We start from the raw sequence: 14884 nt of genomic DNA on the forward strand, positions 1-14884 counted from the left end.
GAGCAATGCAGCAACTCAATCCTTCCGAAATAAGTGAAATTATCAAGGGCCGCATCGACAAGCTCGATGTGACCTCCCAAGCCCGTAACGAAGGCACTGTCGTCAGCGTATCTGACGGTATCGTGCGGATTCACGGTCTGGCCGACGTCATGTACGGCGAGATGATCGAGTTTCCGGGCGGCGTCTTCGGTATGGCCCTCAACCTGGAGCAAGACTCCGTAGGTGCCGTTGTATTGGGCGCATACCAGTCTTTGGCTGAAGGCATGAGCGCCAAGTGCACCGGCCGCATCCTGGAAGTTCCGGTTGGTAAGGAACTGCTGGGTCGCGTAGTCGACGCACTGGGTAACCCTGTTGACGGCAAAGGTCCACTGGGCAACACCGAGACCGACGCGGTCGAGAAAGTTGCTCCAGGCGTGATCTGGCGTAAGTCGGTAGACCAGCCTGTACAGACTGGCTACAAGGCTGTCGATGCCATGATTCCTGTCGGCCGTGGCCAGCGCGAGCTGATCATCGGTGACCGTCAGATCGGTAAAACCGCTCTGGCGATCGACGCGATCATCAACCAGAAGAACAGCGGCATTTTCTGCGTCTACGTAGCTATCGGTCAGAAACAATCGACCATCGCCAACGTGGTTCGCAAGCTGGAAGAAAACGGCGCCCTGGCCAACACGATCATCGTGGCTGCCAGTGCTTCGGAATCTCCTGCGCTGCAATTCCTGGCACCGTACTCCGGTTGCACCATGGGTGAATTCTTCCGCGACCGCGGTGAAGACGCGCTGATCGTTTATGACGATCTGTCCAAGCAAGCAGTGGCTTACCGCCAGATTTCCCTGCTGCTGCGCCGTCCACCAGGCCGTGAAGCTTACCCAGGCGACGTGTTCTATCTCCACTCCCGTCTGCTGGAGCGCGCATCCCGCGTTTCGGAAGAATACGTAGAGAAGTTCACCAACGGCGCAGTGACCGGCAAAACCGGTTCCCTGACCGCACTGCCGATCATCGAAACCCAGGCTGGCGACGTTTCCGCGTTCGTTCCGACCAACGTGATTTCCATCACCGACGGTCAGATCTTCCTGGAATCGGCGATGTTCAACTCGGGCATCCGCCCTGCAGTGAACGCCGGTGTTTCGGTATCCCGTGTGGGTGGTGCCGCTCAGACCAAGATCATCAAGAAGCTGTCCGGTGGTATCCGTACCGCTCTGGCTCAGTACCGTGAACTGGCGGCATTCGCCCAGTTCGCTTCTGACCTGGACGAAGCGACCCGTAAGCAACTTGAGCATGGTCAGCGCGTTACCGAGCTGATGAAGCAGAAGCAATACGCACCAATGTCGATCGCTGACATGGCGCTGTCGCTGTATGCCGCTGAGCGTGGGTTCCTGACTGACGTTGAAATCGCCAAGATCGGCAGCTTCGAGCAAGCGCTGATTGCTTTCTTCAACCGCGATCACGCCGATTTGATGGCGAAGATCAACGTGAAAGGTGACTTCAATGACGAGATCGACGCTGGCATGAAAGCCGGTATCGAGAAGTTCAAGGCCACCCAAACCTGGTAAGCCGCAGCGGGAGCCGCAAGGCTCCCGCTTGCTAACCTGATAGGTGTTACATGGCAGGCGCAAAAGAGATTCGCAGTAAGATTGCGAGCATCAAAAGCACGCAAAAGATTACCAGCGCCATGGAAAAAGTGGCGGTCAGCAAAATGCGCAAGGCACAAATGCGCATGGCTGCTAGCCGTCCTTATGCGGAGCGTATCCGCCAGGTAATTGGGCATCTGGCCAACGCCAACCCGGAATACCGCCACCCGTTCATGATCGACCGTGAAATCAAGCGTGTTGGTTATGTCGTAGTGAGCAGTGACCGTGGTCTGTGCGGCGGCTTGAACACCAACCTGTTCAAGGCCCTGGTCAAGGACATGGCGGTAAACCGCGAAAACGGCGTCGAGATCGATCTGTGTGTCGTTGGTAGCAAGGGTGCGGCCTTTTTCCGCAACTTCGGCGGTAACGTCGTTGCAGCTATCAGCCACCTGGGTGAAGAGCCGTCGATCAATGATCTGATCGGCAGCGTCAAGGTGATGCTGGATGCCTACCTGGACGGCCGTATTGACCGCCTGTCCGTGGTGTCCAACAAGTTCATCAACACCATGACGCAACAGCCTACCGTGGAGCAATTGATTCCACTGGTGGCAACCCCGGATCAAGACCTCAAGCACCACTGGGACTATCTCTACGAACCGGATGCCAAGGAGCTGCTGGACGGCTTGATGGTCCGTTACGTGGAGTCGCAGGTCTACCAGGCGGTGGTCGAGAACAACGCGGCTGAACAAGCTGCGCGGATGATCGCGATGAAGAACGCTACCGACAACGCCGGTGATTTGATCAGCGATTTGCAGCTGGTCTACAACAAGGCGCGTCAGGCTGCGATCACCCAAGAGATCTCGGAAATCGTCGGCGGCGCTGCCGCGGTTTAACGGTTCAAATATTCAGAGGATCCAGCTATGAGTAGCGGACGTATCGTTCAAATCATCGGCGCCGTTATCGACGTGGAATTTCCACGCGACAGCGTACCGAGCATCTACAACGCGCTGACTGTACAAAGCGCGGCCGGGACCACCCTGGAAGTTCAGCAGCAGCTGGGCGACGGCGTGGTTCGTACCATTGCGATGGGTTCCACCGAAGGCTTGAAGCGCGGTCTGGACGTTGTCGACTCTGGCGCAGCCATCTCCGTACCGGTTGGTAAAGCAACGCTGGGCCGGATCATGGACGTTCTGGGCAACCCGATCGACGAAGCAGGTCCAATCGATACCGACGAGCGTTGGGGCATTCACCGTCCAGCGCCTTCGTTCGCTGAACAAGCAGGCGGCAACGACCTGCTGGAAACCGGCATCAAGGTTATCGACCTGGTTTGCCCGTTCGCCAAAGGCGGTAAAGTCGGTCTGTTCGGTGGTGCCGGTGTAGGCAAAACCGTAAACATGATGGAACTGATCCGTAACATCGCCATCGAGCACAGCGGTTATTCCGTGTTCGCCGGTGTGGGTGAGCGTACTCGTGAGGGTAACGACTTCTACCACGAGATGAAGGATTCCAACGTTCTGGACAAAGTGGCACTGGTTTACGGTCAGATGAACGAGCCGCCGGGTAACCGTCTGCGCGTAGCACTGACCGGCCTGACCATGGCCGAGAAGTTCCGTGACGAAGGTAACGACGTTCTGCTGTTCGTCGACAACATCTATCGTTACACCCTGGCCGGTACTGAAGTATCCGCACTGCTGGGCCGTATGCCTTCGGCAGTAGGTTACCAGCCGACCCTGGCTGAAGAGATGGGCGTTCTGCAAGAACGTATCACTTCGACCAAGGAAGGTTCGATCACTTCGATCCAAGCGGTATACGTACCTGCGGACGACTTGACCGACCCGTCGCCAGCGACCACCTTCGCCCACTTGGACGCCACCGTCGTTCTGTCCCGTGACATCGCTTCCCTGGGTATCTACCCAGCGGTCGATCCACTCGACTCGACTTCGCGCCAGCTGGACCCGAACGTAATCGGCCAGGACCACTACGACACCGCTCGCGGCGTTCAGTACGTTCTGCAGCGTTACAAAGAACTGAAGGACATCATTGCGATCCTGGGTATGGACGAGCTGTCGGAAGCCGACAAGCAGTTGGTAAACCGTGCTCGTAAGATCCAGCGTTTCTTGTCGCAGCCGTTCTTCGTGGCTGAAGTCTTCACCGGTGCTTCGGGTAAATACGTTTCCCTGAAAGACACCATTGCTGGCTTCAAAGGCATCCTCAACGGTGACTACGACCACCTGCCAGAACAAGCGTTCTACATGGTTGGCGGCATCGAAGAAGCGATCGAGAAAGCCAAGAAACTGTAATCCCGGCGCCCGGAAACGGGCGCTAATTTAGGTTGAGGCAATCAGATGGCTATGACAGTCCATTGCGATATCGTCAGCGCGGAAGGGGAAATCTTTTCCGGTCTGGTCGAGATGGTGATTGCGCACGGTGCACTGGGTGATCTTGGTATCGCCCTGGGTCACGCGCCGCTGATCACTAATCTGAAGCCAGGTCCGATCCGCCTGGTCAAGCAGGGCGGGGAAGAGGAGGTGTATTACATCTCCGGTGGTTTCCTCGAGGTTCAGCCGAACATGGTCAAGGTTCTTGCCGACACCGTGCAACGTGCTGCCGACCTGGACGAAGCCGCAGCTTTGGAAGCCGTTAAGGCTGCCGAGAAGGCCTTGCATGAGCGGGGCGCGGAATTCGATTACGGTTCTGCTGCCGCACGTCTGGCCGAGGCCGCAGCTCAGCTGCGCACCGTCCAGCAGATCCGCAAGAAGTTCGGCCACTAAGGTTGCGCTTGTTGTGTGATTGATTAAAAAGGGTAGCCTCGGCTACCCTTTTTTCTTTTCCGATATTCACCCGATGGTCGCAGCCGCTGACCACCCAGGATTGGTAGCCAGTCATGTCTCTTGAAATCGTTATTCTCGCTGCTGGCCAAGGTACGCGTATGCGTTCCGCGTTGCCGAAAGTCTTGCACCCGATTGCCGGCAACTCGATGCTCGGTCATGTTATCCACAGCGCCCGACAACTTGATCCACAGCGCATCCACGTGGTGATCGGCCATGGTGCCGATGCTGTGCGTGAACGTCTGGCCGCTGACGATCTGAATTTCGTTCTTCAGGACAAACAACTAGGGACCGGCCATGCCGTGGCCCAGGCTGTACCCTTCATTGAAGCCGACACCGTGCTGGTTCTTTACGGTGACGTGCCGTTGATCGAAGTTGAAACCCTGCAGCGCTTGCTCAAGCTGGTCGTGCCGGGGCAAATGGGTCTGCTCACCGTCGAGCTGGACGACGCAACCGGTTATGGCCGTATCGTTCGCAACACCGACGGTAAGGTCGCTGCCATCGTCGAGCACAAGGACGCGACTGAAGCTCAACGCGCCATCAACGAAGGCAACACCGGTATCCTCGCGGTACCAGCCGATCGCCTGGCCGACTGGACGGGGCGTCTGTCGAACAACAACGTGCAGGGCGAGTACTACCTGACCGACGTGATCGAAATGGCGGTCAACGACGGTCTGGTGGTGGCCACCGAACAACCCCACGATGCGATGGAGGTGCAGGGCGCCAACGACCGCAAGCAGCTTTCCGAGCTTGAGCGTCACTATCAATTGCGCGCTGGTCGCCGCTTGATGGCCCAAGGCGTAACACTGCGTGACCCGGCGCGTTTCGATGTGCGCGGTGAAGTCAGCGTTGGCCGCGACGTGCTGATCGATATCAACGTGATCCTTGAAGGCAAAGTCGTTATCGAAGACGACGTGGTGATTGGCCCGAACTGCGTGATCAAGGACAGCACCCTGCGCAAAGGCGTGGTCATCAAGGCCAACAGCCATATCGAGGGTGCCATTCTCGGTGAGGGCAGCGATGCCGGTCCGTTCGCACGTTTGCGTCCAGGCACCGTGCTTGATGCACGAGCGCATGTGGGTAACTTCGTTGAGCTGAAAAATGCTCACCTGGGTGAGGGCGCCAAGGCTGGACACCTGACCTATCTGGGCGATGCCGAAATTGGTGCACGCACCAACATCGGCGCTGGCACCATTACCTGCAATTACGATGGCGCCAACAAGTGGAAAACCGTCTTGGGTGAAGACGTGTTCATCGGTTCCAACAACTCGTTGGTAGCGCCTGTGGATATTCTGGACGGTGCGACCACGGCGGCCGGTTCAACGATTACCTCGACTGTGGATAAAGCCCAGTTGGCGGTAGGTCGTGCGCGTCAGAAAAACATCGACGGCTGGAAGCGACCGGAGAAGATCAAGAAGGGCTGAGTTACCCACAACTCCCTTGTAGGAGCGAGCTCGCTCCTACACGTTATCCACAGTTCTTTTTATCGCATGGCGCTTGACGAAGTGTTACCAATAGGTTTTGATTGCTTCCGTTATCTTTCGAATCGAAACTTACCAAATCATGTCGAAGCGCAACACCCCTCAACGTCGTCACAATATCCTTGCCTTGCTCAACGAGCAGGGCGAAGTCAGTGTGGATGAGCTGGCGAAGCGCTTCGAAACGTCGGAAGTTACGATTCGCAAGGACCTGGCGGCACTCGAAAGCAACGGCTTGTTGCTGCGTCGTTATGGCGGCGCGATCACCATGCCTCAAGAACTGGTGGCCGACCTCGGTCAGCCGGTTTCGAAGTACAAGAAAGCCATCGCCCGCGCTGCAGTGACGCGTATTCGCGAACATGCGCGAATCATCATCGACAGCGGCAGTACCACCGCTTCCATGATTCCGGAACTCGGTCAACAACCGGGTCTGGTGGTGATGACCAACTCGCTGCATGTCGCCAACGCCCTCAGCGAGCTTGAACACGAGCCGGTGCTGTTGATGACCGGTGGCACGTGGGACCCGCACTCCGAGTCCTTTCAGGGGCAGGTTGCCGAGCAGGTACTACGCTCCTACGACTTTGATCAATTGTTCATCGGTGCCGATGGCATCGATCTGGTTCGCGGTACAACCACCTTCAATGAATTGCTTGGGCTGAGCCGGGTCATGGCTGAAGTCGCCCGTGAAGTGGTCGTGATGGTGGAGGCCGACAAGATCGGTCGCAAGATTCCTAACCTGGAACTGCCCTGGAGCAGTGTCCATACCCTTATTACCGATGATCGCCTGCCGCTCGAGGCTCGCGATCAGATTCAGGCCCGCGGCATCACGTTGATTTGCGCGGCCGTCAGTCAGGAGAAATAGCATGTGTGGAATTGTCGGCGCAGTCGCAGAACGTAATATCACCGCCATCCTGGTCGAAGGCCTGAAGCGTCTGGAATACCGTGGGTATGACAGCGCCGGCGTGGCGGTCTACACCAACGACCAGAAACTCGAGCGCCTGCGTCGACCGGGCAAGGTCAGCGAATTGGAACAGGCACTGTCCGAAGAGGCGCTGGCCGGTCGTCTGGGCATCGCCCACACCCGCTGGGCCACTCACGGTGCACCGTGCGAGCGCAATGCGCACCCGCATTTTTCCGGTGACCTGGCGGTGGTGCACAACGGCATCATCGAGAACCACGAAGCTCTGCGCGAGCAGCTCAAGGCTTTGGGGTACGTGTTCACCTCGGATACCGACACCGAAGTCATCGCCCACTTGCTCAACCACAAGCTCAAAGACCTGCGTGACCTGACCGTGGCCCTCAAGGCAACCGTTAAAGAACTGCATGGCGCTTACGGTCTGGCAGTGATCAGTGCGCAACAACCGGATCGCCTGGTTGCAGCCCGCAGCGGTAGTCCGCTGGTGATCGGCCTGGGTCTGGGGGAAAATTTCCTCGCGTCCGACCAACTCGCCCTGCGTCAGGTCACCGACCGCTTCATGTACCTGGAAGAAGGCGATATCGCCGAGATCCGTCGCGACAGCGTGCAGATCTGGGACGTGACCGGCCAAGCGGTAGAGCGCCAGACAGTGCAGTACAGCGACGGCGCCGAAGCTGCCGACAAAGGCGAATTCCGCCACTACATGCTCAAGGAAATCCACGAGCAGCCGTCTGTAGTGCAGCGCACTCTGGAAGGCCGCCTGAGCCAGAACCAAGTGCTGGTGCAAGCCTTCGGTCCACAGGCTGCCGAGCTGTTTGCCAAAGTGCGTAACGTGCAGATCGTCGCGTGCGGCACCAGTTATCACGCCGGCATGGTCGCCCGCTACTGGCTCGAAGAGCTGGCCGGCATCCCGTGCCAGGTCGAAGTCGCCAGCGAGTTCCGCTACCGCAAAGTCGTGGTGCAACCCGACACGCTGTTCGTTACCATTTCCCAGTCCGGCGAAACTGCCGACACCCTGGCTGCGCTGCGTAACGCCAAGGAACTGGGGTTCCTCGCCAGCCTGGCGATCTGCAACGTTGGCATCAGTTCTCTGGTGCGTGAATCCGACCTGACCCTGCTGACTCAGGCCGGTCGCGAAATCGGCGTAGCGTCGACCAAAGCGTTCACCACGCAACTGGTGGGTCTGCTGTTGCTGACCCTGTCGCTGGGTCAGGTTCGCGGTACCTTGACCGCTGGCGTCGAAGCTACGTTAGTCGAAGAACTCCGTCGCCTGCCGACCCGCCTGGGTGAAGCGCTGGCGATGGACAGCACCGTTGAGAAAATCGCCGAGCTGTTTGCCGAGAAAAACCACACGTTGTTCCTCGGTCGTGGCGCGCAATTCCCGGTCGCGATGGAAGGAGCGCTCAAGCTCAAGGAAATCTCCTACATCCACGCCGAAGCCTACCCGGCTGGCGAACTGAAACATGGCCCGCTGGCACTTGTGGATAACGACATGCCTGTGGTCACTGTGGCGCCAAACAACGAACTGCTGGAGAAGCTGAAGTCCAACCTTCAGGAAGTTCGTGCCCGTGGTGGTCAGCTTATCGTCTTCGCCGACGAGAAGGCCGGCATGACCAACGGTGAAGGCACGCACGTTGTGCAAATGCCGCACATCCACGACATCCTGTCGCCGATCCTCTACACCATCCCGCTGCAGCTGCTTTCGTATTACGTGGCTGTGCTGAAAGGCACTGACGTCGACCAGCCACGCAACCTGGCGAAATCGGTGACTGTGGAATAAGTTATCCACAGGTGATCGAACCTTTGTGTTTTTAAACAATAAAGGTTGTCACAAAAGAATAAAGGTTGTCACAAGTTAGGAAAGATTGTCACAGGTCTCTGCCCCGGCCGTTAGTCGGGGCAGAGCCTTGTCCTTGGATATAGGATCACAATCCCTTCTGCACCACAGTGACTGCAGTCCTGGCTGAGCCCGCTCCTGATTTCGCCACAACTCCCTGTGCCGTTCCGATCCGATCGAGTGGGTCACTCTACGATGAGCGACTCGTGAAATGACATCTGTACCCGCTGCACCGACTAAACCAGCCACCTCGAAACTGATGACCCAGAAGAGAATTGATAGAAAAATCAAATCGGGTCGTGGATCTGGCGTCAGAGAGTCCTATGAGCCTTGGATCAAGATATGGGATATCAAGTCGAGTGGAGTGTCACATCTTGTACCAGGAGTGAAATTTCATCGCAGTCATCATTTGCTTTCCAACGCTGAGCGCGATTATCACCTGATCCTCGAGCATGACCCTTCCATCATCGACATCCGCGAGCAGTTTCCACTCCTAACACAAGCTGAAACTCAGGCGATAGCTTCGAGCTTGAATTACCTTCACCCTGTGTATCCAGGTACTCAGGTCCCAGTGGTTATGACCACTGACTTCCTCATTACGTTTATAGATTCGGCGGGCGAAGCGAGGCTAGCTGCACGCTCGGTGAAATACCGCAAGGAATTTGAGGAGGCCGACCGAAGGGAGCAGAATCGCATGGCGGAAAAGCTCGAGATCGAAGCTAAGTACTGGGCCGTGAGGAACGTAGAGTGGAAACTGGTTCTCCATGAAAATCTCTCTCGAATCAAAATATCAAATCTCGTCATTCTTAGAACTTATGCGAACATTCATCCTTCGTTGCCTACTGATAAAAACATAAATAGCCTCCTCGAGTTTATAGCGGGATGTAATACTGAACAATTACCACTTAAGGTACTACTTCAAAAAGCCTCACGAATAATTTTTATCGAGTATATGGGTGTTAAACGCCTCTTTCATCATCTTCTCTGGACGGGCAAGCTGGAGACGGACCTCACCGATAGGTTGATAAGCTTATCTGAACCTTTGCGAGTTTGGGTTAGTGATACATTTGCTTCCAGTACACCAAAAATAGAGGTGCTTCGTCATGCTTAGTCTTGGGGTTAACTGTATCGTTTCTCCAGGTGAGGGCTCTGGGCTTCTGAATAAGCCGGTCAGGGTTTTAGGCATTAAGGATGAATTTGTCTTAGTCATTGAACTCGGCTTAAAGCCGAGGAAACCATGGCGGGTTGTAAGCTCTTTGCTGATCGAAGAGATCAATAGCGGAGCGGCAGTTATTAATCCAGAACTGGTACCTCTGCACTTGCTTCGAAATGATGACGAGATCGGTGAGAATGAAAAGGCCAGCCGAGATAGGAACTGGGAGCGGGTGCGTGGTTTGGTGGAAGACCATGGCCCCCTCGATATCTTGACGTCGAACTTCGGCGCTCTTATTGCTGATCATGCAATGATGGAGGGGGTTGACCGGAAGCAAATTTATAGACTGCTCTATCGGTATTGGAGCATGGGGCAGACACGTAACGCCTTTTTGTGGAATACCAGCGCGTGCGGAGGACCAGGGAAGAAAAAAAGTCGTGCCTCAGGTATCGTTCCTGGTCGACCGCTTAAATATCGTGGTGTAGTTGTGGATGACGGTGGTGCAATTCTGCTCGAGTCGCGGCACATCGAGCACATTCGCTTGGCCTATGGGCGCTTTGCCAGTGGCAAGTGCGGTAAGCTAAAAAAAGCTTATGATTGGATGCTCAATAAGTTTTACAGGTCGGTTAAGCCCGATGGTTCGAAAGGGAATCTGGTTCGCGGCAGCTACCCGTCTATAAACCAATTTGAACATAATGGGAAAAACTTCTTTGATGAACTCTATAAGCTGAAGAAAAGTGGTGGTGCAATCCGCTATAATAAAGACCACCGCGCGTTAGTTGGATCTGCCTCTCAAGGGTTGATCGGTGCAGGCCATCGTTACGAGATCGACTCGACGATTGCTGATGTTTATTTAGTGCATCGTGTAAATCGATTGTGGCTGATCGGCAGGCCAGTATTGTATGTAGTGGTTGATACGTTTACCAGAATGATTGTAGGCATTCATGTCGGTCTTGAAGGGCCTAGTTGGAATGGCGCTCGACATGCCATTTATAATGCTTGCACGCCGAAGAAAGAGTTTTGCAAGCGCTACAACATTGAGATCGATGAGGCTGACTGGCCTTGCTCTCATCTTCCTGTCGAGCTTGTCGCAGATCGCGCCGAACTACTCAGTGAAGCTGGGGAGACGATGACGAAAACACTCGGCACCGCATTGAAGATTTTGCCACCGTTCCGGCCTGACTGGAAAAGCATCATTGAAAGCCGATTCCGGCTGATAAACGGACAACTGGATTTGAAGTTCGTCCCAGGTGGCGTAGACGCTCGGAAGATGGAGCGAGGTGACCGTGACTATCAGCTCGACGCAATCTTCGACATCGATGAGTTCACTGAGATGGTCATCGCCGGTGTTTTGGCTCACAACAAAAGCCTCCGCGTTCCTCATCTCCTGACCCGGGAGATGATCACGGCAGAAGTGGAGCCAACACCGATAGCCATGTGGAACTGGTCAATGGCAAACAATCTTCTGAATTCGAAAGTCGTGTCACCGGCGGAGCTAAAGATCGCATTACTGCCATCGCAGGAGTGTCGAATCAGTCGAGGAGGCATCAATTTCCAAGGTGTGCAGTACACGTGTGAAACCGCCATACGCTCGGAGTGGTTGGAGCGATCTCACAACTTTAAAACGAGGTACGTAAGGGTTTTTTACGACCCAAACTCTATCGAGAACTGCTGGATGAAATCTGAGGTGGGTTTCGAGCCTTTAACCATCGTACCGCAGCAGCGAGCTAAGTACGGCGGGCTTCGTATGGAGGAGGTTCTCGATATGATCAAGATTTTGAGTCAGGTCGCTCCTGATGCTAGGTACGAGGATGCCAACACTGGAGCACTCCTTCAAGGCCACCAGGAGGAGATCTATCAGCGGGCGCAGGCAAAACGCAAAGGCCAAGGGGATCCGACATCACACGCGGAATTCAAGCGTGACAAGCGCTCGAAACGTGCCGCAGAAACTCAGAATGAGCGCGACCTGCAGACAGCTGATCTAAATCAGCTTCGCCTTGTGGATAAGTCCCCCGCTGCGGCGGAAACTCCTAAACCAGACTACGTAAAGCCTGTCTCGGGCAGGAGCGCGGCCTTCTTGAAGCTGGTAATCAACGCGGACAACGAGGCTAACCATGAGTAAGGTCAGATTTGCGCCAGCAGATTACAACCTGACTGGCATGCCTCAATACGACGGTAACCCACTGATTGAGTGCCTTCCGAAGATTCTGTCGGACGTTGATGTGGTCCGGCGCATCGGATACTTGCCTCCTCGGCCTGATGAGGCAGAGCGAGCCTTGGACCCGAAGCTACGTGGCCATGGCATCAACAGAATGAAGGATGTAGTCGTACCTTTTCATATCCACCTCAGACTTGAAGATCTGTTCAGTCAGTTGATTCGATATGGGTACACCGGGCGCAACCCATTGCATGCGTCAACCGTTAGGCATCGCTTACCTTCTTCTGCGGAGATCAAGGGGCATGGGTTCATGTCCACCGCTGAAACTTTGACTCTGATAGGGTTGAGTGGCATGGGTAAAACGACTGCGCTGAACTCCATTGCCAAGCTTTATCCACAAGTAATCAGCCACAGTAAGTATAAGCGGCAGATCTTCATCGAGACGCAGGTGGTCTGGCTCAAGATCGACTGTCCGCACGATGGCTCGTTGGGCGGTTTTTGCGCCGCATTCTTCTCGTCGTTGGATGACGCATTGGGCATTGAGAAGTACTCAGGCAGAGCCGCTACTGGCCGCAGCATCAGCGTCATGCTTCAAAGAATTAGTCAGCTGTGCAAGGCCTACTTCATCGGGGTTCTCATCATTGATGAGATGCAGCATCTTTGCTCATCCAGAGGCGGGAAAGACCGCGAAAAGCTGCTCAATTTCTTCGTGCAGCTATCGAATGACGCCGGTATCCCGCTGGTCTACGTCGGCACGAATGCCATGCTTCCACTGTTTTCTGGTGTTGTGCGAAATGCCCGGCGTGCGGCGGGAATGGGTCCTATCGCCTTTGATAGGTTTCCCGAGGGTGACCCGTATTGGGCGCATCTGGTGTCACAGCTTTGGGCATACGACTGGACCGAAACTCCCGTTCCGTTGACGGGGGAGCTCCTTTCCAAAACTTATGATCTCACCCAAGGAGACACGGATTTCCTGGTCAAACTTCTTCAGCTAGCTCAACGGCACGCGATCTGGGAGAACATCGACTCGATCACACCGGCGCTTCTGCAGGAGGTGTACGACGATCAGATGGCGATCCTTCACAAGCCCATTGAGGCTTTGCGAAGTGGGGATCCGTTGCAGATTGCTGACTTCGAGGATTTGATGCCCACGAAGGACCAGATTGCTCAGATGATGAATTACGATTTGGCGCGTCGCGCAGACAGATCGTATCTCTCTTTGATCACCCAGGCCGTGATCGCACCTGTTACGCACAGCCAAAAAACAGCAGAAACGCCTGTTAGTAAACCGGTAGTTCCAATTTCCAACGAGCCAACACCAACTGCCCATTTCGCCGAAGGCGTTGATGTGGAGACTCAGCTCGAACAGAGGGGCTGGGTGGATAAGGAGTCAGCCTGGTGACATGAGCCCTGGAGATCAGATTAATGGATCGCTTGCATGGATTTCCTCAACCGTTCCCTGACGAATCTCTCTACAGCCTGGCGGTCCGTTATCACAGGCTGTTGTCGAACGACAGCTATCGCCGGACAAGCCAGGAACTGTTTGGTGTGTATTCCAGAACCTGTGGCTCTATCTTGCCGTGCTGTTTGGGGGCTCTGTCGCAACGGTTGGCATCAGCTTATTCGGTAGAGCAGTTGATTGACCGTTTTACCCTTTTGCCTCTGTACGAACCTTTCTTAAATGACACGAAGAGCCGCGCTGCGCGTATCGCCATGACTGGTAACGACGGCACAGGCCTTAAAATGAGCCTTGGCATCACAGCCTCAGGATTCCTCAAGCACGCATCTTTTAGATACTGCGAGAGATGTGTTGAAGAAGACATTCAACATTGCGGCTCGGCCTACTGGCATCGTATTCACCAGGCGACGGGCACTTGCATCTGCCCCCTCCATGGAGAGGTGCTCTGCGGGACTAGGTTCCCGGATGGAGCAGACTGGCGTTGCATGCTGTTTCCGGCAGAAGTGGCAGGGTCGCCAGTGATGCAGGCTCCTGGCGGGCCTGCAGCTAATGAAGTAAGTGAAATGCAACTTTGGGGACTCGAACACCCTGCGGATGTGCATAGTCTACTGGCCGGGAACTTCTTTTGGCATCGTCTGGATGAGATGGGGTTTCTCAAGGCAGGCCGGGTGAGGCTACGGGCATTAAAGAGTTTCTTGACCCCTCGTCTGCTCTGTAGCCCTCGCGGTAACGAGTTTCAGGAGCTCAGTTGCTCCTGGGAATGGGTGTTGGGTGTCGTGCGCCCACGCAGGACGGTCGTACAGCCCTTGAAATTCTACTTTCTCTGCTGGCTCCTAGAGGCAGGCCTTGAGCATCTCAAATCCTTCCATCCCCAAGCTAATATTTGCAGTAAGGAAGCTACTGAGAGCAGCGATACTGGTGCCCCCGTGGAGGAGAGCGAAATTGAAGCGCGTCGGCAGGCGTTCTCCAGCAGCAAGAACGTGAAGTGCCATGAAAAGCCTGGCTACCATTGGTTATACCGCCATGATAGAAATTGGCTAGCCCAGTATGTATCTGGCCATCCGTTCATTAGGCGAATAACGGGTTGGGCCGATTGGGCGGCAAGGGACGAGGCTCTTTCTCGAGATTTGCTGATCGCCAGGGACCAGATCCTGTTTTCGCAGGGCAAACCCCAAAAGGTTACCCGCGCCGCGCTGAGCAGAAGAGTCGCCCATTCCCAAGACTTTTTGAGGATGCCTGATAAATTCCCAATCAGCACTCTGTTGATGAGCCATATGCTCGAATCTGATCATGACCATCAAGTTCGTAAAATAAGGTGGGCGGCGAGGCAGTATCTTCTATCTAAACGAAGCGCTTTGAGCGTCGTATACCGATTTGCTGGGATTAGGCTGCCTCATGTAACTGAAGAGGAGGTGTTAGACATCCTCTCTGTTGCGGGGGAGCTACGTTGACCTCAGAAAGCCCTGAGGTCGACTCAAATATTTTAG

Annotated in this window: 11 protein-coding genes; all 11 read left to right on the top strand. The window is 55.2% G+C overall.

Going from position 1 to position 14884, the window contains the following annotated elements:
- The first annotated feature begins 5 nt into the window (after positions 1-5).
- Positions 6-1550, top strand: coding sequence for a F0F1 ATP synthase subunit alpha (gene atpA, locus ACNYC6_RS13425; RefSeq protein ID WP_030132553.1), 1545 nt, complete (start codon positions 6-8; stop codon positions 1548-1550).
- 50 nt (positions 1551-1600) lie between these two features.
- On the top strand, positions 1601-2461 hold the full coding sequence (gene atpG / locus ACNYC6_RS13430; RefSeq protein ID WP_008045673.1) for a F0F1 ATP synthase subunit gamma: 861 nt from the start codon (positions 1601-1603) through the stop codon (positions 2459-2461).
- 27 nt (positions 2462-2488) lie between these two features.
- Entirely contained in the window at positions 2489-3868 is a 1380-nt protein-coding gene (atpD, locus tag ACNYC6_RS13435) for a F0F1 ATP synthase subunit beta (protein WP_060540274.1), read from the top strand.
- A 45-nt stretch (positions 3869-3913) separates the two neighbouring features.
- The gene (locus ACNYC6_RS13440) at positions 3914-4339 is read left to right on the top strand and encodes a F0F1 ATP synthase subunit epsilon (protein ID WP_007985046.1); all 426 of its coding nucleotides are present in this window, start codon (positions 3914-3916) and stop codon (positions 4337-4339) included.
- Positions 4340-4452: 113 nt separating this feature from the next.
- The gene (gene glmU / locus ACNYC6_RS13445) at positions 4453-5820 is read left to right on the top strand and encodes a bifunctional UDP-N-acetylglucosamine diphosphorylase/glucosamine-1-phosphate N-acetyltransferase GlmU (RefSeq protein ID WP_419712679.1); all 1368 of its coding nucleotides are present in this window, start codon (positions 4453-4455) and stop codon (positions 5818-5820) included.
- Between the two features lie 136 nt (positions 5821-5956).
- Complete coding sequence (locus ACNYC6_RS13450) at positions 5957-6736, top strand: DeoR/GlpR family DNA-binding transcription regulator (RefSeq protein WP_419712962.1); 780 nt, start codon at positions 5957-5959, stop codon at positions 6734-6736.
- A 1-nt stretch (position 6737) separates the two neighbouring features.
- Positions 6738-8570: a glutamine--fructose-6-phosphate transaminase (isomerizing) gene (glmS, locus tag ACNYC6_RS13455; RefSeq protein ID WP_419712680.1), complete on the top strand. Its 1833-nt coding sequence runs from the start codon at positions 6738-6740 to the stop codon at positions 8568-8570.
- 268 nt (positions 8571-8838) lie between these two features.
- Positions 8839-9738: a TnsA endonuclease N-terminal domain-containing protein gene (locus ACNYC6_RS13460; RefSeq protein ID WP_419712681.1), complete on the top strand. Its 900-nt coding sequence runs from the start codon at positions 8839-8841 to the stop codon at positions 9736-9738.
- Entirely contained in the window at positions 9731-11902 is a 2172-nt protein-coding gene (locus ACNYC6_RS13465; RefSeq protein ID WP_419712682.1) for a transposase, read from the top strand. The genes ACNYC6_RS13460 and ACNYC6_RS13465 overlap by 8 nt, the downstream gene beginning before the upstream one ends.
- Positions 11895-13340 (top strand): ATP-binding protein, encoded by a 1446-nt coding sequence (locus ACNYC6_RS13470; protein WP_419712683.1) that lies wholly within the window; start codon positions 11895-11897, stop codon positions 13338-13340. The genes ACNYC6_RS13465 and ACNYC6_RS13470 overlap by 8 nt, the downstream gene beginning before the upstream one ends.
- A 23-nt stretch (positions 13341-13363) precedes the next feature.
- Positions 13364-14848, top strand: a complete 1485-nt coding sequence (locus ACNYC6_RS13475) for a TnsD family Tn7-like transposition protein (RefSeq protein WP_419712684.1) — start codon at positions 13364-13366, stop codon at positions 14846-14848.
- Positions 14849-14884 lie beyond the last annotated feature (36 nt).

Origin of the sequence: Pseudomonas sp. NFX224 (assembly GCF_048565165.1) — a bacterium.
In the GTDB taxonomy this organism is placed as follows: Bacteria; Pseudomonadota; Gammaproteobacteria; order Pseudomonadales; family Pseudomonadaceae; genus Aquipseudomonas.

Excerpts from the sequence above, each read along its gene's own strand:
- atpA (WP_030132553.1), top strand. The coding sequence starts at position 6 with ATGCAGCAACTCAATCCTTCCGAAATAAGTGAAATTATCAAGGGCCGC.
- atpG (WP_008045673.1), top strand. The coding sequence starts at position 1,601 with ATGGCAGGCGCAAAAGAGATTCGCAGTAAGATTGCGAGCATCAAAAGC.
- atpD (WP_060540274.1), top strand. The coding sequence starts at position 2,489 with ATGAGTAGCGGACGTATCGTTCAAATCATCGGCGCCGTTATCGACGTG.
- ACNYC6_RS13440 (WP_007985046.1), top strand. The coding sequence starts at position 3,914 with ATGGCTATGACAGTCCATTGCGATATCGTCAGCGCGGAAGGGGAAATC.
- glmU (WP_419712679.1), top strand. The coding sequence starts at position 4,453 with ATGTCTCTTGAAATCGTTATTCTCGCTGCTGGCCAAGGTACGCGTATG.
- glmS (WP_419712680.1), top strand. The coding sequence starts at position 6,738 with ATGTGTGGAATTGTCGGCGCAGTCGCAGAACGTAATATCACCGCCATC.
- ACNYC6_RS13460 (WP_419712681.1), top strand. The coding sequence starts at position 8,839 with ATGACATCTGTACCCGCTGCACCGACTAAACCAGCCACCTCGAAACTG.
- ACNYC6_RS13465 (WP_419712682.1), top strand. The coding sequence starts at position 9,731 with ATGCTTAGTCTTGGGGTTAACTGTATCGTTTCTCCAGGTGAGGGCTCT.
- ACNYC6_RS13470 (WP_419712683.1), top strand. The coding sequence starts at position 11,895 with ATGAGTAAGGTCAGATTTGCGCCAGCAGATTACAACCTGACTGGCATG.
- ACNYC6_RS13475 (WP_419712684.1), top strand. The coding sequence starts at position 13,364 with ATGGATCGCTTGCATGGATTTCCTCAACCGTTCCCTGACGAATCTCTC.